Raw genomic sequence first — 20,523 nt, 5'->3', positions numbered from 1 at the left:
CGCCGGAGCGGGCGGGGCTAAGGCGTTGCCCGGCCTTCGCCGGCCCGGCGGCGCAACCTGTCCGAATACACGATCAGCGGAATCGCGCACAGCGCGCAGAAGGCCATCGCCAGGAACCCGCCGGGGGCGTAGCCGCGGTACAGCGCGCCGCCCAGCTGGATGCTGCCGAACATGAAGACGCCGCCCGAGAGCAAGGCATAGAGGGCGATGGCGGAGGTCTTGAAGGCGGCGGGCACGTGGCGGGCGATGTACCACATGATCGCGGCGTTGTTGCCGGCCAGGGTGAAGCACTGGAGCAGCTGCAGCGCCGCGATGAGCGCGGGATCCGTGGTGGCGGACAGCCCCGCCCAGCGGATCGCGGTCATGGCGGCCGAGGCCAGGATGAGCCATTGGGCGCCGGTGCGGGCGAGAATGCCCGGGGCCAGGAAGAAGAAAAGCACCTCGCTGGCGACGCCGACGACCCAGAGCAGGGAGATCAAGGCCGTGGAAAGGCCGGCGTCGGTCCAATAGAGCGTGGAGTAGGAATACAGGAAGCCGTTGCTGGCCTGGACCAGCGAGGCCGCGCCGATGCATAGCAGCAGGGGGCGGTCGCGCAGCACTTCGCGCATGGGCAGGCGCGGGCGCTCCACGGGCGTTTCCCCGGGGGCCGGGCGGGCGGCCTGCGGCAGCAGCCGGACGCAGGCCAGGCAGGCGACGATCAGCAGGATGGACAGCCAGATCACCCAGCCGGCGTCGAAAGCCTTGATCAGGTAGCCGCCGGCCACGGTGACGGCCGCGAAGCCCATCGAGCCGCAGGCCCGCATGACGGTGTAGGAGCCGCGTCCGCGTCCGCTGGCGATGGCCATGCGGTCCATCAGGGGCAGGACGGCCGGGAAGACTGCGTTCAACAGCAGGGTAACGGCAAGCAGCCAGGCGGGCGCCGCGCTGAACGGATAGCAGATGAACAGCAGCAGAGAGGCGGCCAGCGCCGAGGCGATCAAGGCGTGCGCCTGGCCGGTCCGGTCGGCCACGTGGGCCGCGACCGGCGTGGACAGGATCTTGGGCAGGAAGGACGTGGCCACGATGAGCCCGATGATGGCGGGGTCCAGGCCGCGGCTGGCAAACCACAGGGGCAGGAAGGGGATGCTGACGCCCTGCAGGCCGTAATACAGGAAGTAGAACCCGTGCAACGCGATGACGCCTTGCCTGGCGTCGGGATTGCCGCGCATAGCGATGAGTGAATCCGGCTGGTTGGAAGCGCCGTAGCATACTCCTTCCGGCCATTGGCAAAGGGCCCGGGCGGGCTTACGCTAGGGCCTGTCCATACTACATCGGGCCTCGCACAGGCCCTAGGCAATCGCGGCGCGGAACGTCCCGCGTCGCGCCCGCGTTTTTTCCCCTGATCGGTTAGGAGCTACGACCCATGGCCAAGAAACTGGATGAAAAGACCACCAAAACGCTGAAAGAGCGGCGCAAGCGCCCTTTGGCGACGCCGACCGACCTGGAAGGCTCGGCGACCCGGGACATTTCCGCCGCCCTGAACCAGATACTGGCCGACGTGTTCGCGCTGTATCTCAAGACCAAGAACTTCCACTGGCACGTCAGCGGGCCCCATTTCCGCGATTACCACCTGCTGCTGGACGAGCAGGGCGACCAACTGTTCGCCATGACGGACCCGATCGCCGAGCGCATCCGCAAGATCGGCGGCACGACCTTGCGTTCGATAGGGCACATCGCGCGCTCGCAGCGCATCGCGGACAACGACGCCGACTACGTGCAGCCGTTGGACATGCTGGCCGAGTTGCGCGAAGACAACAAGGCTCTGGCGGCGGCGCTGCGCGAGGCGCACAACATCACGGACGAGCATCGCGATATCGCCAGTTCCAGCCTGATCGAGAACTGGATCGACGAAACCGAACGGCGCACCTGGTTCCTGTTCGAGGCGAGCCGGGCGGGGGATTCGACGGGGCACTGAAGCGGCCGGGCTACCCGGCCCGCACTTTCCCGATCAAGGCCTCGACCGCGGGCGGGTTGCCCCGGGTGCGGAAAGCCAGGGCGAGTTTCACGTCGCGGTCGAAGCCGGCGATGCGGCGATACGTTATCCCCGGCGGCGACAGGCTCAGGATCGAGTCCGGCGCCAGAACCACCCCGTAGCCGGCCGCGGCCAGGGCGACGGCGGACATGAAATCCTTGACGCGCTGATACGGCCGGTCGGGAAAGCCGCCCTGACGGGCTAAATCCGCCAGGATTTCGGAGAAGCCTTCCTGTTCGTCGAACTGGGGGATGACGAAGGATTCGCCAGACAGATCCTGGGGGAAAAGCTCATCCTTCAAGCACAGAAAATGGTTGTCGGCCATTGCGACGGCGAGATGCTCGACATGCATGACTACGGCATCCACGCCTTGAGGGTATTCCCGGCGGGCCCGTAGCACGCCGATGTCTATCGCGCCGCTTTTCAGGCTGTCCAGCTGCGTCGGGGTATCCATGGGGGCAAGCTCCAGCTTGACGGCGGGATGCTCCGAGCGGAACTCCCTCAACAGCCGAGGCATGGCGCCGCTCGTAACCGCGGAGGCGACGAAGCCCGCCTTCACGACGCCGACGAGCCCTCGCGCCGCAAGCAGGCCTATCTGCACCGCCTGGTCTATGTGCTGGAGCGCAATGACGGCGTGCGCGTGGAACGTTCTGCCTGCGTCCGTCAGCGTGACCGGCTGTCGCTTGTTGCGGTGAAGCAGTTTGACCCCAAGCTGGGATTCCAGCTTCTGGATGGCTACGCTCAGGACCGATTGGGAGACGCCCAGGCGGTCCGCCGCCTTGGAGAAGTGCAGGCTCTCGACCACTGCCACAAAGTACCGGAGAGTGCGTGTCTCAACGCTTTTATCGTTCATGCGAAGCGCCGTGTCGCTAGCCCGCGTGCTCGTCGGGCGAAAGAGGGGGCGGGGCCGGCCTGGTTCAGGCCGCCGGCAGGCACGATGCCCAGAAGGCGTCGAAGAGCATGCTCTGGTGCTGGGCATGCTCTTCGCTTTCGATGATGAGGCCGTAGTTTTCGCGCTTGGATGAAATCATGGCGACGCAATTGCCGTAGATCAGGGTGGTCATTGCCACGGTGGTCTCGGCCGGCGCCCATCGCAATTCGCGCAGTTCGGCCTGGCTGGCGGGCCAGATGTCGTCGGTGTCGCGGCTGCGCGAACGGATCACGCGCATGCTGATGCCTTTGGCGATGCGGGCGTCACGGTAGCGATTGATCTCTTCCAGCCCCGGAACCTCACGCAGTTCGGACATCGAGAAGGTGGCCCGCAGGGAAAGAGAGGCGTTCAGGCTGTCCCACAATACCGTGCGGATGCCTTCGGCGCCTTCGTAGAAGCGCGTCTTGGGCTTGCCCTTGGCCTGGTTATACATGGATCGCAGCTCCGGCATCATTTCCGTAACCATGACGCGCCTGGCCGCCACGTATTCGAGCAGCACGGAAGGATCGTGCGCCACGACGTGGCGCTTGCGGTCGGCGCCTTCGATCCTTACCAAGCCTTCTTCTTCCAGCCTCAGCACGGCGTCGTAGGTCGTGGTGCGCGCCAGGCCCGCGCTCGCGGCCAGTTCGGATACGGGGACTTCGCCCAATTCAATCGCGGCCCTGTACACCCGGTAGAGATTGCCGCTAATGCCCAGCCGCCCAAGCTTCTCTTCCAGATCCATCCTTTACTCGTCTCCCTTTGGTAGGCCGCGGGTGCGCGGCCCGTTGGCGGTATGTCTGAAGCGGCTAGACAGTATCAAACGGTGCTACCGGTGTCCATGTTTTTTGATGTCGGAAATTGCCGACATAAAGAATGAAAATTCTATGATTCCAAGTTCGATCGGAAAATGGAAAGTCAAAAAATCAAATAAAAACAACGATTTATGGTTGTTATAGGGTTAACCCACTGTTCCATTTCATTGACGGTTAAAACCGTTGAAAATACACTTTCCGCTGCGCTGGGCAGGCCTGTGCCGGGAAGCGGCAAGCGCAAGGCGCCGGCCGCTCGCCTACCGACGAAACTTGTGTATACGAACGAGGGGAAGCAATGAAATTGATAGACAAGGGCTTGTTTTCAGCTGTCCTGGGCGCGGCTTTCGCGTTGTGGCAACCGGCGCAGGCGGCGGAGCCCATCCGTATCGGCGTGTCTACCTATCTGTCGGGCGCCGGGGCCGTTTTCGGGGTGCCTGCCCAGCAGGCAGCCCGTTTGCAGGTGGAAAAAATCAACGGCGCCGGCGGCATCAAGGGCGCGCCCATCGAACTGGTCTTCATCGATGAAAACCACGGCGTGGACAACGTCGTCGTGGAATACCGCAGCCTGGTCGAGTCGGGCAAGGTGGATGCGATGATCATCGGCCTGTCGAGCTCGATCTGCCTGGCGGTCGCGCCGGTTGCCGAACAATTGAAGATGCCCACCATGCTCTGGGACTGCGGCACGGAGCGGATCTATACGGATGCCAGGTACGAGTATGTGTTCCGTACGTCCGACTACACGCCGTCGAATAACGTCGCGACGGCCCTGTACATGCTCAAGCTGATGCCGGAGATCAAGACGATCGCCGGCATCAATCAGGATTACGCGTTCGGCCGCGATAACTGGGCCGCTTTCCGGGGCGCCGTCCAGGCCATGCGTCCGGACGTGAAGATCGTCGCCGAAATGTTCCCCAAGCTCGGCACCTCGGACTACTCAACCGAGATTTCCCGCCTGTCGGCCCTGCGTCCGGACGTGATCTTCACGACGCTGTGGGGCGGGGACATGAATACGTTCGTCAAGCAGGCTTCGTCGCGGGCGCTGTTCCGAAACTCCCGGCTGGTGGCCGCCAATGGCGAGAGCTCCATGCAGCAGCTGGGCAAGGCCTTTCCGGAAGGCGCCATCGTGGGCATGCGAGGCGACAGCTGGGCATTCAATCCCGCCATGGCCGGCCACGCCGAGCACCAGGCCTTCGTGACCGATTTCGAAAAACGCACGGGCGCCTATCCGAGTTTCCCGTCGTACCACATGGCACAGGCCGTGCGCGCCGTTCAGCAGGCGCTGGAGACGTCCTGGGATGGCGATCGCAAGACGCTGCAAGCCGCGCTGCTCAAGGGCTGGAACGGACTGGAGCTCAATGATTTCACGGGCCGGCTCAAGATCCGCGAAGACCATCAGGCGATGGAGGGCCAGCTGCTGGGCGTAGCCACGGAAAAAAGCGGGCAGAACTTCAAGACGCTCAGGCAGCTGCTGGTGATTCCTCCGGAGCTGACCTCTCCGCCCGTGGGCGTGAAGAGCGATGACTGGTTCAAGACGCTCTCGCCGGAAGTGCTGCAGAAAGTCGGCACTCCCACGGAATAAGCGGCCTCATCATGCAACAAACGCTATTACTGGCCACGCTGGATGGGTTGGCGCACGCCTCGGTGCTGTTCATGGTGGCGGTGGGCCTGAGCCTGATCTTCGGCATCATGCGCATCCTGAACGTCGCCCACGGCAGCTTCTATGCGCTTGGCGCCTATGGCGCCGTGACCCTGGGGCTCTGGCTGGCGGGCCCCGACGGCGGCATCTGGACCTATCCGGCCCTGTTGCTGGCGGCGGTCGCCATCGGCGCGACCCTGGGGCCGCTCATCGAGCGCTTTCTGCTGCGCCGCATCTACGGCAAGGAGCACGCGCTCCAGCTCCTGCTCACCTTCGGGATCTTCATGATCCTGGAGGACGTGCAGAAGATGATGTTCGGCGTGGAGCCGCTGTTCAACGACGCGCCGCTCGCCCTGCTGGGAATGGTCGAAGTAGGCGGCATCTACTACACCGCCTATCAGCTGTTCGTGCTGCCGCTGTCGGCCATCGTCGTGATGCTCGCCCTGACTTTCTATTTCAACAAGACGCGGCAAGGCAAGCTGATCGCGACGGTCATCGAAGACTACGAGGTGGCGCGCGTGCTGGGCATCAATGCCAAGCGGGTCTACACGATCACTTTCATGCTGGGCACGGCGCTGGCCGCCCTGGGCGGGGCGTTGGCCTCGCCCACGACTTCGCTGGTGCCGGGCATAGGCGCCGACTCCATCGTGCTTTCCTTCGCCATCGTGGCCACTGCCGGGCTCGGCCACTTCCAGGGGACGGCGGTGACCGCCGTGATCGTCGGGCTGGTGCAGGCCTTGTGCGTGCACCTGTTGCCCCCCTTATCCTCCGTCGCGCCGTATCTGGTCATGACCGCGATTCTCCTCGTCAAGCCTTATGGCCTTTTCGGCAAGCCACAAGTCCGTCGGATCTGAAGATGAAAACCTATTCCAAAACGACGGCGCTCGCCTGCGTGCCGTTGCTCTTGCTTGCTGCCTTGCCGCTGATCGCGCCGTCGCTGCGGCCGCTGGCCACCATGGCCATGGCGATATCGTTCTGCGCGCTGGGGCTGTTGCTGCTGTTGCGCGCCGGCCAGGTCTCTTTTGGCCACGCGCTGTATTTCGCCTGCGGCGCCTATGCCACCGCCTTCGGCGCGCGCCACGTGAGCGCGGACGCGCTGGCCGTCATCGCCATGGCGGTGCTGTCGAGCGCGGCGCTGGGGGCCATCCTGGGCCTGATCCTGTCGCGCTATCGGGACATTTTCTACGCCATGCTGAATCTGGCCTTTTCCATGGTGGGATTCACGCTGGTGCTCAAGCTGTATGACCTGACCGGGGGAAGCGACGGCATGCCGGTGCGGATACTGTCCCTGGCTGGCGTGCCTCTAGACGTCGGGGTTTTCGGCTGGGTCTTGTTCTACACCGCGCTGGCCATGCTGGCCGGTGCGCTGCTTGCGGTGACGCGCTACCTGAATTCGCCGCCGGGCCAGGCGCTGGCGGCCCTCAAGACCAACGAGACGCGCCTGGAATACCTGGGCGTCTCGGGGCGCCAGGTGCTTTACGTCGGGCACGTCTTCTCCGCCGCGCTCGCGGGTCTGGGCGGCGCCATCGCGGCGATGGGAACGGGCCACGTGACGCCGGAAATGGCCTACTGGAGCCGTTCGGCCGAGTTCGTCTTCATCGCGGTGCTGGGCGGCATCGGCAATGTGCTCGGTGCCTTGCTGGGCGCGGTTTCCTTCGAGGCAGTGCGCAGCACTGCGAGCGCCTATGCGGCCAATTCCTGGCAGCTGATCATGGGGGTGGTGCTGGTGGCGATCGTGTTGTTTGCGCCGACGGGATTGTTCGGCCTGGGCCTGCGCCTGTTCGCCCGCAAGGAGGCCCGGCAATGAAAGGACAGGTCATCATCAGTTCCAAGGATCTGCATGTGGAGTTTGGCGGCGTCAAGGCGGCCAACGGCGTGAACCTGCATATCTATCGCGGGCAGATCGCGTCCATCATCGGGCCCAATGGCTCGGGCAAGACCACATTCCTGAACCTGTGCACGGGTTATGTGCGGCCGACGCAAGGCAGCGTGCGCTTCGGCGACAAGGACCTTACCCGGCTCAAGCCGCGCGCCATCACGCGCCTGGGCATCGCCCGGACTTTCCAGCTGCCGCAGCTGTTCTCCGAGCAGTCCGTGCTCGAGAACCTGCTGCTGGCGCTGGCGGCCCGCGACGGCTTCTGGACGCCGTCTTCCCTGTACCGCAAGGCGGCGCGCGACGAGGCCGAAGCATTGCTGGCCATTTTCGGCCTGCTCGGCCAGGCGCGGCGGCAGATCGGCTCCCTGCCCGAGGGCGTGCGCAAACTGGTGGACATCGCCGTGGCGCTGGCCCTGTCGCCGAGCCTGTTGTTGATGGACGAGCCCACCAGCGGGGTCAGTTCCCAGGAGAAGTTCGAGATCATGGACATGCTGATGCCGGTCTTGCGGCAACGGAATATCGCGGCCTTGCTGGTCGAACACGATATGGAATTGGTCGAGCGCTACATGGATCGCGTCATCGTCTGGAACGCCGGCCAGGTCGCCGCCGATGGCCCGCCCGCCGAGATTCTCCAGAACGAAGAGGTCTTGCGCAACGTGATTGGAGGCGTCCAATGATGTTGCAGGCAAGCAAGCTGGTCGCGTACATCGAAGGCGCGAAGGTGTTGCGCGAGGTCGATCTCGATATCCGCGCCGGAGAAACCGTGGCCCTGATCGGGCGCAATGGGGCGGGAAAGACCTCGCTGCTGCGCGGCATCATGGGTACGCTGCCGCTGGCCCAGGGCAGCCTCCTGTACCAGGGGCGGAGCCTGGCCGCGCGCGAAGCCCATGCGCGCGCCGGCCTGGGGATCGGGTTTGCGCCGGAAGAGCGCCGTCTGATCGGCAAGTTCACCGTGATCGAGAACATGATGGTGCCCGCCTGGGCCTGCAAGCTCGGCGCGCGGCAGATACGAGAGAGGCTGGACCTGATCTATTCCGTGGCGCCGGAGCTCGAACCGCTCAATCACCGCCTGGGAGGCCTGCTGTCGGGCGGACAGCAGAAGATGGTGGCGCTGGGCCGCGCGCTGATGGCGGGCGAGAACCTGGTGCTGCTGGACGAGCCTTTCCAGGGCCTGGCGCCGGCGCTGGCGCTGCGCTACGCCGACAGCCTGAAGACCCTGCGCGCGCGCAAGCCCGATCTTGCCGTGCTCATTACCGAATCCAATCCCAAGCTGCTGCAGCCGATGGCCGACCGTATCGTCACCATTGAACGCGGCGAAATCATCTCTGAGGAGTCCTCGCAATGACATTCAAGGCGGCGGTCGTCCAGACCGCATCGATCCCGTTCAACAAGCAGGCCACGGTGGAAAAAGTCGTCGCCAAGATCCGCGAGGCTGCTGAGCTGGGCGCCAAGCTGATCGTGTTTCCGGAAGCCACGATCTCCGGCTATCCGAAGGGCAGCGATTTCGGCGCGCGCGTGGGCGGCCGGCTGCCGCGGGGGCGCGAGGAGTTCCTGCGCTATTTCAATGGCGCGATTACCGTGCCGGGGCCGGAAGTGGACGAAATCGGCGCAGCCGCCCGCGAGGCCCAGGCCTACGTCGTGGTCGGCGTCATGGAGCGCGAGATCGGCACGCTCTACTGCACCGCGCTGCATTTTTCGCCCAACGGCGAAATGATAGGCAAGCACCGCAAGCTGATGCCGACCGCCGTGGAGCGGCTGATCTGGGGCTACGGCGACGGTTCGACGATGCCCGTGTTCGACACGCCGCACGGGAAAATGGGCACCGTGATCTGCTGGGAAAACTACATGCCCCTGCTGCGCATGGCGATGTACGGCAAAGGCATCCAGCTCTATTGCGCGCCGACGGCGGACGACCGCGATGAGTGGATCACCAGCATGCGGCACATCGCCATGGAAGGGCGGTGCTTCGTCTTTTCGGCGTGCCAGTACATCACCCGGGGCGATTTTCCCGAGGACTACGATGCCATCCAGGGCAATGCGGCCGATACCGTGCTGATGCGCGGCGGCAGCGCCATCATCGGCCCCGCCGGGCAGTTGCTGGCCGGCCCGGACTACGAAGGCGAATGCATCCTCACGGCGGACATCGATCTGGACGACGTCACGCGCGGCAAGTATGACTTCGATGTGGTCGGGCACTACGCCCGCCCGGACATCTTCAAGCTGGTCGTGGATGAAACGCCCAAGCCGCCCGTGGTGACGATCGGGCAGGCATGAGCGGGCGGCGGCTCCCCGGGCGGGAGCCGCCGCGACGGCGCGGGGAGGTCAGCGCGCGAACCCTCCCCGGATACGCATCAGTTCGCGGTGCAACGATTCATTCTTCTCGAATGGCGCGCGGCCGTGCAGGTAGAAATAGTTGTTGAGCACGACCAGTTCGCCCGGGGGCAGCATGACTTCCTGCACGCCGGAACTGGCCTCCATCGACGCCGACAGGTCGTGCAGATACAGGGCCTCTTCCAGCGTGGCCGGCTGGACGAACTGATCGATGAAGCAGATCGCCAGGCCGTAGCGATTCTGGAAGAAAAGAGGCCTTTCGACCTGTTCCGCGACGTTCTTCGAGGCCGGGGACTTGTACAGCAGGGGCTTGGTCGCCAGCGGATGGTCCAGAAAGTCGCCGATATCCTGCCAGTCGTCGAGATGCAGGAAGCGCGACTCGCCGCCCACCGCATGGCGCTCGTCGAATTTCATCATCAGCAGCCAGTCCGTCGCCTCGGAGACATAGGTGCCGTCGGTATGCATCGTGAACAGGCGATAGGCCTGGCGCAGATAGGAGTCGCTCTGGTCCGTGTGCTTCACCAGGAATCGCGCATAGTATTTGCCGGACATGGCGTCATGATTGGCCGGTCCGAGCAGATAGGCGATGGCGGTGCCGAACCTCACGAAATCGTCGGGGTCGGAAGACAGGCCTTGCAGGCCGATGGTGAATCCGCCGTGCGCCCGGGTTTCGACGATCGTATTGAGGGTGTCGCGCAATCCGGGGCCGCAGGCCTGCGTCAAGGCCTGCGCGACCTTGAACCGCATGAAAGGCACGTATTCCAGGTTCTGGACGTCGACGTCCCGGACGGCGCCCAGGAAGCGTTGCAGCGCCTCCGGAGCTACCGTCACCTGCTGGATCCGGGTGTGGGTCCGATGATTCCGCACCTTGACGGTGTCCGGGGACAGACGGCGCGCGTCGCTCATGTCGTTCATGCTGATCTCCTGTATGAATGCGGCTCTGGAGCTCATTAGACGTGACATGGTCGCGGCATTAAACCGGCGGGCGCCGATACTTTATTCGGCAGGAGCGATCAAAGCGCGGCGCCGCGGCGTCGGTCTCAACCCGCGGGATTGACCAGCACCGGTTTGTCGCGGTAACGATCGGGAAAGGTCTTGGCCAGGTTTTCCACCTTGGGGATGTCGTTCACCATGATGTACATGCTGTACGGATGGCGCACGAGGTAGTCCTGGTGGTAGCCCTCGGCCGGGTAGAAGGCCTGCAGGGGCTCTATCCGGGTGGCCAGGGCCTTGGGGTAGGCGCCGGCCTTGTTCAGTTGCGCGATGTAGGCCTCGGCCACCTTGCGCTGGCTGTCGTCCGTGGGGAAAACGGCGGAGCGGTACTGGGGGCCGCTGTCCGGACCTTGCCGATCGAGCTGGGTGGGATCGTGGGCCACCGAGAAGTAGATCTGCAGTAACTGGCCGTAGCTCACCTGCGCGGGATCGTAGGTGATTTCGACCGCTTCGGCATGGCCGCTGCGGCCGCTGCTGACCGTATCGTAGTGGGCGGTGTCCGCCTGGCCGCCGGCGTAGCCGGAGACGGCCGCGGTTACGCCCTTGACGTGCTGGAACACGGCTTGCACGCCCCAGAAGCAGCCGCCGGCAAGCACCGCTTTCTGCGGCGCGGAGGCACCGGCCGGCTGGTCCAGGGCGGGTGGAGGAATGATGACGGCGGATTCGGCGGCGACGGCCGAGGCGGCCCCCAGCAGGCCGCCGGCGGCGGCCAGCATGGCGCAGAGCTTGCGGGGCAGGTGAGTGGTGGACATGGTGTCTCCAGGGCGAGGGGGGGCGGCCGAGGTTCAGGCTTGCGGGGTGAACGCCAGAGCCACGCCATTCATGCAATAGCGCAGTCCGGTCGGGCGCGGGCCGTCATCGAAGACATGGCCCAGATGGCCGCCGCAGTTGGCGCAATGCACGGCGATGCGGGTCATGCCGAAACTGCGGTCGCTGGTTTCGCCCACGGCATCGGCCAGCGGTTGCCAGAAGCTGGGCCATCCGGTGCCGCTGTCGAACTTGGCGGACGAGGAAAACAGCCGGTGGGCGCAGCCCGCGCAGGCGTAGATGCCCTTGCGATGCTCCTTGTCCAACGGGCTGGAGTAGGGGCGCTCAGTCCCTTCGCGGCGCAGCACCTGGTACTGTTCGCGCGTCAGCCGTTCGCGCCACTGGGCGTCGCTCAGCGCATAGGGAAAGGACGCGGCGCGGGCCGGCTGGCCGGCCCGCGCGGCCAGGGCGGGAGCGAGCCCGGCGGCAATGGCCGCCGCGCCGCCCAGGCCCAGAAAGTGCCTGCGGTCAAGTTTCATGGCATGCTCCTGGTGGGAGTGCTGGCGCGTCGGCTATTGCTTCATGCCGTCCTTGGACATCGGGGCTTTTTCCATGGCGTCCTTCGACATGCCCCCCTTGGACATCCCATGTTTCGACATGCCGTCCTTCGACATGCCGTCCTTGGACATGGAATCCTTGGACATGCCGTCCTTGGACATGCCGCTTTTCGCCATTCCTTCCTTCGCCATGCCTTCCTTCGACATGGGGCTTTTGCCCATGGCGTCCTTGCCCATGGTGTCGGCGGCGTGGACGGCGGTGGCGCCGAACGCCAGGCACAGGGACAGCGCAGCGGTAGTGAGGGTCTTCATGATGTGTTCCTTTCTTGGAAAAGTAGTTGCACCTAGCTGCCGCCGAACCAGTTGTAGCCCTGGTCCTCCCAGTAACCGCCCGGGTAGGTGTTGGTGACGAAAATCGCCTGTATGTGCTTGGGGTTCTTGTAGCCAAGCTTGGTAGGCATGCGCAGCTTCATGGGGAAGCCGTACTCTGGGGGGAGCGTCTGCCCGTCGTAGGTCAGCGCCAGAATGGTCTGGGGATGCAGCGCGGTGGGCATGTCGATGCTGGTGTAGTAGTCATCCGCGCACTTGAAGCCCACATATTTGGCGTTCAGGTCCGCGCCCACGCGCCGGAGAAAGCTGGAGAAGGGCACTCCGCCCCATTTCCCGATGGCGCTCCAGCCTTCCACGCAGATATGGCGCGTCACCTGGTCGATCTGCGCCATGGCGCGCAGTTCATCGAGCCGCCAGCGGCGCCGGTCGGCGACCAGGCCGGCCACTTCCAGCCGGAAGGATGCTTCGTCCACGCGAGGGACCTCGTCGATGCCGTAATAGGCGTTGAACGGGAATGGCCGGGTGATCATGGAGTCGGGATACGTGGGCGCGAGCCTGGCGGGATCGAAGATCCAGCCCTGAACCCTATCGTTGAACCGGGAGACGGCGGCCAAGGCCTTTTCCACGTTCTCGTCATCGGACAGCGAGCACCCCGACAGCATGGCCAGCCCTCCCAGGGTCAGGCTGTTGCGCAGAAAGGCCCGGCGCGAGGGCTGCTCCACCCGTTTTTCCAGGATCCTGCCGGCTTCCTTGAGGATGGCCGGGCCGTCCAGGCCGGCCGGGGAGGGACGTTTTCTCATGCTCACGGCAGGCTCCTTATTGGCCACGGATCATGGCGGCCAGGCTGCGCGGCACCAGGGCCGCCATCGCCAGGTGGACGGCCACGAAAGCCGCCAGCAGGGCCATGGCGGCGAAGTGCACGCGGCGCGCGGCCTCGTACCCCCCCAGCAGCTCCCGCAGCAGGTCGAACTGCACCGATTTCCACAACACCAGTCCGGACAGCACCAGCACCGCGATGTCGGCCATGACGAACAGATAGGCCAGGCGCTGCACCTGGTTGTAGCGGCGCGGATCGGCGTGGGCGAGCCTGCCGCGCAGGGCCGCGGCCAGGTCGGCGGCCACGCCGCGGGCGCTCAGCGGGAAGAACTTGCGCCAGAGACGGCCGGTGGCGATGTTCATCGCCAGGTACAGGACGCCGTTGACGAACAGCAGCCACATGCCTGCGAAGTGCCACTGTAGGGCGCCGCCCAGCCAGCCTCCCAGCGTGATGCCCGCCGGAAAGACGAAGTCGAAGAGCGGGGAAGCGTTGTAGATGCGCCAGCCGCTGGCGACCATGACCGCCACGGCCAGCGCATTCAGCCAGTGCATGGCGCGCAGCCAGCCCGGGTGGACGGGGCCGGCCGCGGGCGGGGCGGCATGGGCGTCGTGGCTGGCGGGGGGGGCGAACATGGCGGGGCTCCGGGCGTTCGTGATCGATGGCGCCATTCTTTCCCCGCGCCGATACCGAAGTCCTCACGCAAACTTAAATTAAATGTGATAACTCGCGCGGCGAGGATTGGCGACAATAGGCCCATCGCCCAAATTCCGAGCGCCCGCATGGACACGCCCCGCCGAGTACTGATAGTTGAAGACGACGCCCATATCGCGGAATTGCTGCGGCTGCATCTTCGGGAGGAAGGCTACGCGGTCGAACATGCCGCCGATGGCAACGAGGGCATGCGCCGCCTGGAAGAGGGCAGTTGGGACGCTCTGGTGCTGGACTTGATGCTGCCGGGCATCGATGGCCTGGAAATATGCAAGCGGGCCCGCGCGATGGCGCGCTATACGCCCATCATCATCACCAGCGCGCGTTCCAGCGAGGTGCATCGCATCCTGGGCCTGGAACTGGGCGCGGACGACTACCTGGCCAAGCCTTTTTCCATGCTGGAACTGGTGGCCCGCGTGCGCGCGCTGTTGCGCCGCAGCGAGGCCCTGGAACGCAATGCGCGGCTCGACGCCGGCAGCCTGGTCCTGCATGGGCTGTCGATCGACCCGGTCGCGCGGACGGCCGACGTGGACGGCCGCCGGCTGGACCTGACGCCCCGGGAGTTCGACCTGCTGCATTTCTTCGCGCGCCATCCCGACAAGGTGTTTTCCCGGCTGGACCTGCTGAACCAGGTGTGGGGCTACCAGCACGAAGGCTATGAACACACGGTCAATACCCACATCAACCGGCTGCGCGCCAAGATCGAGTCGGACTCGTCCAATCCGCGGCGCATCCTGACCGTATGGGGCCGGGGCTACAAATTCGCGGCGGCGCCGGCCGGCGAGGGAGGCGCGCCATGAAGCGGTTCACCCTGACCCAACGCCTGTCGGGCGTGTTCGCGCTGCTCCTGCTGGCATGCTGCGGCGCATCGGCCTGGCTGCAGATCGCGGCCAATTCCCGCTACGAGCAGGAGGTGGTCCAGCGCCTGTCCAGCGGCCTGGCCCAGCACATCGCGGGCGCCAACGAATTGATGGACACCAACGGCTGGCGGCCGCAGGCGGTGCGTTCTCTGTTCGACATGCTGATGGCGGTGAATCCCGCCGTGGAGGTGTACCTGCTGTCCAACGACGGCCGCATCGTGGGCGACGCCGCGCCCGCGGGCCAGATCAAGCGCGACCGCGTCGACCTGGAGCCCGTGAAGCGCCTGCTGGCCGGAGGGATGCTGCCCATCGTGGGCGACGATCCGCGCAGCCAGGACGCGCAAAAGGTCTTCAGCGTGGCCCCGGTGCGCGTGGGCGGGCAGGAAAAGGGCTATGTGTACGTGGTGCTGCAAGGGCAGGCGCACGACGCGCTGGCGATGGCGGTGTCGCGCAGCTCGGTGCTGCGCACGACCCTATGGTCGATCGCGCTGGTGGCGCTGCTGGGGCTGGCCGCGGGCCTGGCGGCGTTTGCGCTGATCACGCGGCCCTTGCGCGGCCTGACGCGCGCGGTGCGCGCGTTCGGCGGAGACGACGGCTCCGCCCTGGCCGCGCTGGAACGGCCGGAGGACGCGCGGGATGACCGCGGCGACGAGATCGCGGTGCTGCGGCGCAGTTTCGTGCAGATGGGCGGGCGGATCTCCGAACAATGGCGCGAACTGACGCGGCAGGACCAGCAGCGGCGCGACCTCGTCGCCAATATTTCGCACGATCTGCGCACGCCGCTGACCTCGCTGCACGGCTATCTGGAAACCCTGCGCCTGAAGGACGGGACGCTGGACCCCGAGGAGCGCCGGCGCTACCTGGACATCGCGCTGGCGCAAAGCCGCAAGGTGGGCCGCCTGGCGCAGGAGCTCTTCGAACTGGCGCGGCTGGAATCCGGCCTGGTGAGGCTGGAGCCCGAGACCTTTTCCCTGCCCGAACTGGTGCAGGACGTGATCCAGAAATTCGAACTGGCTGCCGAGGCCCGCCAGCAGCGGCTGACGACCGAGATCCCGCGCGAACTGCCGCCGGTGCGGGCGGACCTGGGGCTCATCGAACGGGTGCTCACGAATCTGCTGGACAACGCGATCCGCCACAGCCCGCCGGGCGGGCGCATCGAACTGCGGCTGGGCGTGGCGCAGGATCTGGTGCAGGTGCAGGTCAGCGATTCCGGCGCGGGCATTCCCGAGGCATTGCGCGCCGGGTTGTTTACCCGGGCCAGCGCGTTGAACCGGGGGCCGGGTGAAAGCGGCGGCCTGGGGCTGGTGATCGTGCAGCGCATCCTGCAGCTGCACCACAGCGAGATCCGGCTGGTGGACCGCGCCGGAACGGGCGCCGTATTCCAGTTCGATCTGGCGGCCGCGCGCCCGGCATAGCGCGGCCGGCCCGTTCATGCGCCTTCATCCGCCGGCAGCAGGTTGCTGGCGCCGCACGGTGCCGCTCGCGGCGTCCACTTCCAGCAGGTCGCCGGTAACGACGTGATCCAGGATGCCTTGCACGTTGACGACGGCGGGAATGCCGAATTCGCGCGCCACGATGGCGCCGTGCGAAAGATAGCCGCCGGCCTCCATGACCAGCGCGCCAGCGCGCAGGAACAGCGGCGTCCACGCGGGATCCGTCGAGGGCGCGACGAGGATGCCGCCAGCGGGCATGCCAAGCCCTTCGGCGGGCGTTCGGGCGACGAAGGCGGCGCCTCGCGCCCGGCCGCCTGCGACGGGCGTGCCGCGCCAGGTCCCGGGGGCGCCGTCTTCGTTCTGCGGGCGCCGCGGACTTGGGGCGGCCGGCGCAAGGACGCCGTCCTGGGCGTGTTCCACGATGACGTCCAGGTCCGGCGTCGCGGCCCAGGCTGCCATCTGAGCCCGGCGCAGGGCCGCGCGGCGCCCGGCGGCCGGGGCCGCCAGCCGGCCGTCGGCAAGCGCGAACAACTCGGCGGCCGTCAGGTGGAAGGCATCGTCGGCGGCGTCCAGGCCGCTGCGGGCGGCTTCCCGCTGCCTGCCTTCGAGGCGCGACGCGGCCAGCAGCTTGGCGGCCAGCGGGCGCTGCCAGAACGGCAGCGCGGCGCGAACGCGTTGCCAGGCGTCGCGGGCGGCGCTTTCCTGTCGCGCGCGCAGCGCGCCGGCGTCGGCGCCGATCAGGTTCAGGACGCTGTCCAGCAGATAGGCGGGAGCCTCGCGCCAGCGCGGGTTGCGCAGATAGGTTTCGTACACGGCGCGGTGGCCGTAGCGGGCCAGGAATTCCGCGAACGCCTGCTTGAAGGGGCTGCTTTCAGGCAGCGCGGCGCCCCAGGCGGCGCTGTCTCGCCGCGGATCGCGCAGCCAGGCCAGCGCGGGGGCGTCGGCCTCGGCGATGGCGGCCAGATCCATCAGGGCGTAGCTCTGTTGTGCGGTCACGCTGGGTTCTCCGCCCGCCATCAGCGCGGCCGTGAGCGCGTGCCCCTCGCCGGGCCGCGCCTTTTCGACGAGCTCCAGGAGCTTGGACAGCGCTCCGCCGCCCGACCCTTGGAGGAAGAACAACTCGTCCGCCGCCAGCACGGTCAGGAACTGTTCGCGCAAGCGCGCGCCCAGCCCGGCGCTCGAATCGGGCAAAGGTTCTTCCAGCCAGGCCTGTGCGCGCGCCAGCAGCCGCGGCAGGTCGGTCGCGGCGCGCCGGCGCAAAGGCGCGGCGCGGCGCAGGTAGCGGACGATGCGCGCGGCGTGGCGCAAGCGTTGCGCGGCCGTGGGCGGCGGCGCGTCGATGGCGGGCTGCGGCCCGCCCAAAAGCGCGTTCATGGCTTGCGGCGGCACGCCCAGCGCGTCGTAGCCGACCCATTGGATGACGGACGCGTCCAGGTACACGCGGCCCTGGAACAGCGCCGCCAGCGGCACGCCGGGCAGGGTGGCATAGCCGCTGAGCTCGAAACCGCAGGTCAGCATGCGTTGCGCCATGACCCGGCCGGTGTCCCATTCCAGGGCAGACATGGCGTGGGGCAGGACCTCGCGCGTGTTGCCGCGAGACCAGTACGAGGGCTGCGAGCGCAGCGCGGGATAGGTGTGGCGCGCCTGCGCGGTGACGGGGCGCGCCTGCAGGATCCAGAACCGGGCGCCGTCCCAGTCCCATTCGATGTCGTAGCCGGCGCCCGAGTAGTCCAGCGCCCGGGCGGCATCGCGCGCCATATCGCCCAGCGTCTCGGCCTGCGCGTCCGTGAGCACGGCCTGGGCGGCGCGATCGGCCGGTGTGTCGGCCAGGCGGGTGCCGTGGCCGGGTTGCCCGGCCAGGCTGGACTGGCGCTTCGCGCCTACGCGCCGCTGGGCCAAGGGCCATGCCTGGCGTAGATAATCTTCGCGGAGCCGGTATTCGTCTCCCTCGGCCTGCCCGCCTACCAACGACTCGCCCAGCCCCCAGTTGGCATGGACGAGCATGTCGTCGCGGCGGCCCGAGACCGGGTCCACCGTGAAGACGATGCCGGATGAGACGGCGGGGACCAGGGGCATGACGACGACCGCCATGCCGGCGCCAGCGTCCAGGCCCAGCCGTTCCCGGTAGGCCCGGGCCTGGGGCGTCCATTGGGAATCCCAGATCCGCCTGACCGCGTCGAGCGCGGCTTGCGCGCCGAGCACGTTCAGGCAGGACAGGTGGATGCCGGCGAACGAGGCGCCGGCTGAATCCTCTTGCGGCGCGGACGAGCGCAGCGCCAGCGGCCGCTCCAGCCAGCCGCGCTCGCGCAAGGCCTCCAGCAGGGCTTGAGCGATGGCGGGCGGAACGTCCTGCCCGGGCTCCCTGTCCAGGCTGGCCCGGGCGGCAAGCACGATGCCTTCCGGCACGGGCACGCCCAGCTCCGCCATGCGGGCCAGCTGCCAACCCTTGCCGCCCGCTTGTCGGGAGCCGGCGCGGTTGGCCGAGGCCCAGTCCAGCACGACGGCGTTCATGCCTCGTCTCCGGACGCGGCGCCGTGGAGGAAGAGGGCGATCGCCGCGTCGAATTCGGCCCTGAGGGTTGTGCCGGGCCGGTCCAGCCAGCGCAGCATCGCGCCCAGGTGGAGGAACTGCAACTGGTGCGCCAGCCGTTCGGCCGGCAGGTCGGACCTAAGCTGGCCGCTGGATTGCGCCTCGGCGATCATCGATGCGAACAGTTCATGCAGCCCGCTGCGCGGATAGCGGCCGCCGTCGCGCGCGCCGGGCTGCAGCGTGGCCAGGCGGTAGCGCAGATAGGGGCCGAGGTAGGCGCGATGGGATTCGGACCAGTGGGCCGACGCATGCAGGATCCGCGCCAATCGTTGCGCGAACGAGGGCAATGCGCGCAGCGCGGGCCGGAGTTCGGCGAGAGTGGCGGCGAGTTCGCCGTGGAAGCGGTGCGCGAGCAAGGCTTCCTTGACCGGGAAATGGTTGTACAGCGTGCCCTTGGCGACGTCGGCCTGCGCGGCGATCTGTTCCATCGTGACCGCGTCGTATCCGAGCGTCTCGAACAGGCGGTAGGCGGTCTGCGCCAGGTGATCCAGTGTCTGCTGGCGTTTGCGTTCGCGGCGTCCGGCGTCCGGCACGGAAGCGTCGGGCAGGGAGGGGTCGGGGCGGGGCATGGCAGTCCAAATAAATAGACGATGGATAATATTATACGTCGTCTATTTATTTGGCGGCCAGCCCTCCCGGGAGGCGCCGGGAGATCAGGCGGCCGCGGGCATCTGGCCGTGCAGCAGGTAATCCAGCAGTTCGCGCACCGAGCGCATGGCATTGCCGAAAGGCAGCTTGGAAGCGCCACGGAAGAACAGGCCGCGGCTGACTTCGCCGCGCATGGCCGCCGCGAGCTTCAGGTCGATGCAGAACTGTCCGAAGCGCGAGATCCCGTCGCGCAGCCCGCATTGCGTCAGGCAGTCCATGCGCTGGCTGCAACGGCGCGCGTCGCAGCGGGTATTGGCCTGCAGCGTCTTTTCCTGGCGCAGGTACCGCGTCAGCCAGGGCGTGGGCACGGCGCGGGCGGGCAGGCCGGCCACGCTGGTGAATTCGGTGAGGCGGTCGGGGTCGGCATCGATCAGCACGCGCTTGAAGTTCTCGTGCGCGTCGCCTTCCTGCGTGACGGCGAAGGCCGTGCCGACCTGCACGCCGTCGGCGCCATGGCTCAGCCAGTGGCGCACCTGTTCATGGCTGCCCACGCCGCCCGCCACGATGAGCCTGGGCGTGTCCTTGCCCAGTTGCAGTTCGTCGAAGAGCTTGTGGCAGTCGGCCAGCACGCGCTTGAAATCGAAGCGTTCGTCATGGATGTCGTCCAGGCGGGCGGCTCCCAGGTGGCCGCCGGCATGGCCGGGGTGCTCGATCACGACGGCGTCGGCCAGCCGGCCCTTCTTCATCCACTTTTTCAGCACGGCCGCCACGCCGCGGGCTTCCGACAGAATGGGCACCAGCGCGACCTTGGGAAAGTCGGCGGTCATCTCGGGCAGGTCCAGCGGCAGGCCGGCGCCCATCACGATGGCCTGCGCGCCGCTTTCGCAGGCCTGGCGCACCAGGCCGGGATGGTCGCGCACGGCCTTCATGACGTTCACGGCGACCAGGCCGCGGCCCTGGGCGGTTTCCAGGGCCGCGCGCACTTCGCGGTCCAGCGCTTCCAGGTTGGCGCTGTCTATCAGCTCGCGGTCATGGCACCGTTCGGTCTTTTCGAGCAGATCGGGGTGATGATGGCGCAAATCGACGCTGGCGATGGTGCCCACGGCGTTCTGGCTGGCGACGGCGCCGGCCAGGCGATGGGCGGATACGCCGACGCCCATGCCGCCCTGGATGATGGGCAGCAATTCGCGTCCGGCGAGGGTGAGTGATTTGAACCACGTCATATCGAGTCTTTCCTCAGGTCAAGTGGACAGAGGCTAGAGCAAGGACCCGCGCATCGCCTTGCGCGGGATCAAGCTTCCTGAAAAGCCCCATCGAGGCGA

At 66.8% G+C, this 20,523-nt stretch carries 21 protein-coding genes; 9 read left to right on the top strand and 12 right to left on the bottom strand.

Annotation, left to right across the window (positions count from 1 at the left end; translation table 11 throughout):
* Window positions 1-17 precede the first annotated feature (17 nt).
* Complete coding sequence (locus ACN6PJ_RS14745) at window positions 18-1,208, bottom strand: MFS transporter (protein ID WP_427996607.1); 1,191 nt, start codon at window positions 1,206-1,208, stop codon at window positions 18-20.
* Window positions 1,209-1,402: 194 nt separating this feature from the next.
* On the opposite strand from ACN6PJ_RS14745, the gene ACN6PJ_RS14740 reads away from it, so the two are divergent.
* Entirely contained in the window at window positions 1,403-1,954 is a 552-nt protein-coding gene (locus ACN6PJ_RS14740) for a Dps family protein (protein ID WP_427996606.1), read from the top strand.
* Between the two features lie 10 nt (window positions 1,955-1,964).
* Here ACN6PJ_RS14740 and ACN6PJ_RS14735 read toward each other — a convergent pair whose 3' ends face one another.
* Entirely contained in the window at window positions 1,965-2,864 is a 900-nt protein-coding gene (locus tag ACN6PJ_RS14735) for a LysR family transcriptional regulator (RefSeq protein ID WP_427996605.1), read from the bottom strand.
* 64 nt (window positions 2,865-2,928) lie between these two features.
* Complete coding sequence (locus tag ACN6PJ_RS14730; protein WP_427996604.1) at window positions 2,929-3,666, bottom strand: TrmB family transcriptional regulator; 738 nt, start codon at window positions 3,664-3,666, stop codon at window positions 2,929-2,931.
* A 365-nt stretch (window positions 3,667-4,031) separates the two neighbouring features.
* Between ACN6PJ_RS14730 and ACN6PJ_RS14725 the strand changes: the two genes are divergently transcribed.
* Genes ACN6PJ_RS14725 through ACN6PJ_RS14700 form a run of 6 tightly spaced genes read left to right on the top strand, consistent with a single transcriptional unit; the run spans window position 4,032 to window position 9,522 of the window.
* On the top strand, window positions 4,032-5,315 hold the full coding sequence (locus ACN6PJ_RS14725; RefSeq protein ID WP_427996603.1) for an ABC transporter substrate-binding protein: 1,284 nt from the start codon (window positions 4,032-4,034) through the stop codon (window positions 5,313-5,315).
* Between the two features lie 11 nt (window positions 5,316-5,326).
* Complete coding sequence (locus tag ACN6PJ_RS14720) at window positions 5,327-6,226, top strand: branched-chain amino acid ABC transporter permease (RefSeq protein WP_427996602.1); 900 nt, start codon at window positions 5,327-5,329, stop codon at window positions 6,224-6,226.
* Window positions 6,227-6,228: 2 nt separating this feature from the next.
* Entirely contained in the window at window positions 6,229-7,179 is a 951-nt protein-coding gene (locus ACN6PJ_RS14715) for a branched-chain amino acid ABC transporter permease (protein ID WP_427996601.1), read from the top strand.
* Window positions 7,176-7,925, top strand: a complete 750-nt coding sequence (locus tag ACN6PJ_RS14710; protein ID WP_427996600.1) for an ABC transporter ATP-binding protein — start codon at window positions 7,176-7,178, stop codon at window positions 7,923-7,925. The genes ACN6PJ_RS14715 and ACN6PJ_RS14710 overlap by 4 nt, the downstream gene beginning before the upstream one ends.
* Window positions 7,922-8,593, top strand: coding sequence for an ABC transporter ATP-binding protein (locus ACN6PJ_RS14705; protein WP_427996599.1), 672 nt, complete (start codon window positions 7,922-7,924; stop codon window positions 8,591-8,593). The genes ACN6PJ_RS14710 and ACN6PJ_RS14705 overlap by 4 nt, the downstream gene beginning before the upstream one ends.
* Window positions 8,590-9,522 carry a carbon-nitrogen hydrolase family protein gene (locus ACN6PJ_RS14700; protein WP_427996598.1) on the top strand — a complete coding sequence of 311 codons (933 nt, stop codon included), beginning with the start codon at window positions 8,590-8,592 and terminating at the stop codon, window positions 9,520-9,522. Before ACN6PJ_RS14705 ends, ACN6PJ_RS14700 begins: the two co-directional genes overlap by 4 nt.
* Window positions 9,523-9,570: 48 nt before the next feature.
* Here ACN6PJ_RS14700 and glaH read toward each other — a convergent pair whose 3' ends face one another.
* The 6 genes from glaH to ACN6PJ_RS14670 all read right to left on the bottom strand — a co-directional run bounded on the left by glaH (window position 9,571) and on the right by ACN6PJ_RS14670 (window position 13,655).
* On the bottom strand, window positions 9,571-10,494 hold the full coding sequence (glaH, locus tag ACN6PJ_RS14695) for a glutarate dioxygenase GlaH (protein WP_427996597.1): 924 nt from the start codon (window positions 10,492-10,494) through the stop codon (window positions 9,571-9,573).
* A 125-nt stretch (window positions 10,495-10,619) separates the two neighbouring features.
* The gene (gene msrA / locus ACN6PJ_RS14690; RefSeq protein ID WP_427996596.1) at window positions 10,620-11,324 is read right to left on the bottom strand and encodes a peptide-methionine (S)-S-oxide reductase MsrA; all 705 of its coding nucleotides are present in this window, start codon (window positions 11,322-11,324) and stop codon (window positions 10,620-10,622) included.
* 33 nt (window positions 11,325-11,357) lie between these two features.
* Window positions 11,358-11,858: a peptide-methionine (R)-S-oxide reductase MsrB gene (gene msrB / locus ACN6PJ_RS14685; protein ID WP_427996595.1), complete on the bottom strand. Its 501-nt coding sequence runs from the start codon at window positions 11,856-11,858 to the stop codon at window positions 11,358-11,360.
* A gap of 33 nt (window positions 11,859-11,891) precedes the next feature.
* Window positions 11,892-12,188 (bottom strand): pentapeptide MXKDX repeat protein, encoded by a 297-nt coding sequence (locus ACN6PJ_RS14680; protein ID WP_427996594.1) that lies wholly within the window; start codon window positions 12,186-12,188, stop codon window positions 11,892-11,894.
* A gap of 32 nt (window positions 12,189-12,220) precedes the next feature.
* A complete protein-coding gene (locus ACN6PJ_RS14675) occupies window positions 12,221-13,006 on the bottom strand; it encodes a molybdopterin-dependent oxidoreductase (RefSeq protein ID WP_427996727.1) in 786 nt (261 codons plus the stop codon).
* Window positions 13,007-13,022: 16 nt separating this feature from the next.
* Entirely contained in the window at window positions 13,023-13,655 is a 633-nt protein-coding gene (locus ACN6PJ_RS14670) for a cytochrome b/b6 domain-containing protein (RefSeq protein WP_427996593.1), read from the bottom strand.
* 147 nt (window positions 13,656-13,802) lie between these two features.
* On the opposite strand from ACN6PJ_RS14670, the gene ACN6PJ_RS14665 reads away from it, so the two are divergent.
* Both ACN6PJ_RS14665 and ACN6PJ_RS14660 read left to right on the top strand, forming a co-directional pair.
* A complete protein-coding gene (locus tag ACN6PJ_RS14665) occupies window positions 13,803-14,531 on the top strand; it encodes a response regulator transcription factor (RefSeq protein ID WP_427996592.1) in 729 nt (242 codons plus the stop codon).
* On the top strand, window positions 14,528-16,006 hold the full coding sequence (locus ACN6PJ_RS14660) for a sensor histidine kinase (protein ID WP_427996591.1): 1,479 nt from the start codon (window positions 14,528-14,530) through the stop codon (window positions 16,004-16,006). The genes ACN6PJ_RS14665 and ACN6PJ_RS14660 overlap by 4 nt, the downstream gene beginning before the upstream one ends.
* Window positions 16,007-16,030: 24 nt before the next feature.
* Here the strand turns inward: ACN6PJ_RS14660 and ACN6PJ_RS14655 are convergent, their stop codons facing one another.
* From ACN6PJ_RS14655 to ACN6PJ_RS14645, 3 genes are all read right to left on the bottom strand, one after another.
* Window positions 16,031-18,535 (bottom strand): PEP/pyruvate-binding domain-containing protein, encoded by a 2,505-nt coding sequence (locus ACN6PJ_RS14655; RefSeq protein ID WP_427996590.1) that lies wholly within the window; start codon window positions 18,533-18,535, stop codon window positions 16,031-16,033.
* On the bottom strand, window positions 18,532-19,182 hold the full coding sequence (locus ACN6PJ_RS14650) for a TetR/AcrR family transcriptional regulator (RefSeq protein WP_427996589.1): 651 nt from the start codon (window positions 19,180-19,182) through the stop codon (window positions 18,532-18,534). Before ACN6PJ_RS14650 ends, ACN6PJ_RS14655 begins: the two co-directional genes overlap by 4 nt.
* A gap of 84 nt (window positions 19,183-19,266) precedes the next feature.
* Window positions 19,267-20,424, bottom strand: a complete 1,158-nt coding sequence (locus tag ACN6PJ_RS14645) for an NAD(P)H-dependent flavin oxidoreductase (RefSeq protein ID WP_427996588.1) — start codon at window positions 20,422-20,424, stop codon at window positions 19,267-19,269.
* Window positions 20,425-20,523: the final 99 nt, after the last annotated feature.

Source organism: Achromobacter sp. (assembly GCF_050285585.1).
Lineage (GTDB): Bacteria > Pseudomonadota > Gammaproteobacteria > Burkholderiales > Burkholderiaceae_B > Achromobacter.
The sequence above is the reverse complement of the archived record's forward strand: the minus strand, read 5'-3'. Positions and strand labels throughout refer to the sequence as shown.

What these genes read in the sequence shown, in the direction of transcription:
- ACN6PJ_RS14715 (WP_427996601.1), top strand. Translation starts at nt 6,229, where the DNA reads ATGAAAACCTATTCCAAAACGACGGCGCTCGCCTGCGTGCCGTTGCTC.
- ACN6PJ_RS14650 (WP_427996589.1), bottom strand. Translation starts at nt 19,182, where the DNA reads ATGCCCCGCCCCGACCCCTCCCTGCCCGACGCTTCCGTGCCGGACGCC.
- msrA (WP_427996596.1), bottom strand. Translation starts at nt 11,324, where the DNA reads ATGTCCACCACTCACCTGCCCCGCAAGCTCTGCGCCATGCTGGCCGCC.
- ACN6PJ_RS14665 (WP_427996592.1), top strand. Translation starts at nt 13,803, where the DNA reads ATGGACACGCCCCGCCGAGTACTGATAGTTGAAGACGACGCCCATATC.
- ACN6PJ_RS14680 (WP_427996594.1), bottom strand. Translation starts at nt 12,188, where the DNA reads ATGAAGACCCTCACTACCGCTGCGCTGTCCCTGTGCCTGGCGTTCGGC.
- ACN6PJ_RS14725 (WP_427996603.1), top strand. Translation starts at nt 4,032, where the DNA reads ATGAAATTGATAGACAAGGGCTTGTTTTCAGCTGTCCTGGGCGCGGCT.
- ACN6PJ_RS14655 (WP_427996590.1), bottom strand. Translation starts at nt 18,535, where the DNA reads ATGAACGCCGTCGTGCTGGACTGGGCCTCGGCCAACCGCGCCGGCTCC.
- ACN6PJ_RS14740 (WP_427996606.1), top strand. Translation starts at nt 1,403, where the DNA reads ATGGCCAAGAAACTGGATGAAAAGACCACCAAAACGCTGAAAGAGCGG.
- ACN6PJ_RS14660 (WP_427996591.1), top strand. Translation starts at nt 14,528, where the DNA reads ATGAAGCGGTTCACCCTGACCCAACGCCTGTCGGGCGTGTTCGCGCTG.
- ACN6PJ_RS14670 (WP_427996593.1), bottom strand. Translation starts at nt 13,655, where the DNA reads ATGTTCGCCCCCCCCGCCAGCCACGACGCCCATGCCGCCCCGCCCGCG.
- ACN6PJ_RS14705 (WP_427996599.1), top strand. Translation starts at nt 7,922, where the DNA reads ATGATGTTGCAGGCAAGCAAGCTGGTCGCGTACATCGAAGGCGCGAAG.
- msrB (WP_427996595.1), bottom strand. Translation starts at nt 11,858, where the DNA reads ATGAAACTTGACCGCAGGCACTTTCTGGGCCTGGGCGGCGCGGCGGCC.
- glaH (WP_427996597.1), bottom strand. Translation starts at nt 10,494, where the DNA reads ATGAACGACATGAGCGACGCGCGCCGTCTGTCCCCGGACACCGTCAAG.
- ACN6PJ_RS14675 (WP_427996727.1), bottom strand. Translation starts at nt 13,006, where the DNA reads ATGAGAAAACGTCCCTCCCCGGCCGGCCTGGACGGCCCGGCCATCCTC.
- ACN6PJ_RS14720 (WP_427996602.1), top strand. Translation starts at nt 5,327, where the DNA reads ATGCAACAAACGCTATTACTGGCCACGCTGGATGGGTTGGCGCACGCC.
- ACN6PJ_RS14710 (WP_427996600.1), top strand. Translation starts at nt 7,176, where the DNA reads ATGAAAGGACAGGTCATCATCAGTTCCAAGGATCTGCATGTGGAGTTT.
- ACN6PJ_RS14700 (WP_427996598.1), top strand. Translation starts at nt 8,590, where the DNA reads ATGACATTCAAGGCGGCGGTCGTCCAGACCGCATCGATCCCGTTCAAC.
- ACN6PJ_RS14645 (WP_427996588.1), bottom strand. Translation starts at nt 20,424, where the DNA reads ATGACGTGGTTCAAATCACTCACCCTCGCCGGACGCGAATTGCTGCCC.
- ACN6PJ_RS14745 (WP_427996607.1), bottom strand. Translation starts at nt 1,208, where the DNA reads ATGCGCGGCAATCCCGACGCCAGGCAAGGCGTCATCGCGTTGCACGGG.
- ACN6PJ_RS14735 (WP_427996605.1), bottom strand. Translation starts at nt 2,864, where the DNA reads ATGAACGATAAAAGCGTTGAGACACGCACTCTCCGGTACTTTGTGGCA.
- ACN6PJ_RS14730 (WP_427996604.1), bottom strand. Translation starts at nt 3,666, where the DNA reads ATGGATCTGGAAGAGAAGCTTGGGCGGCTGGGCATTAGCGGCAATCTC.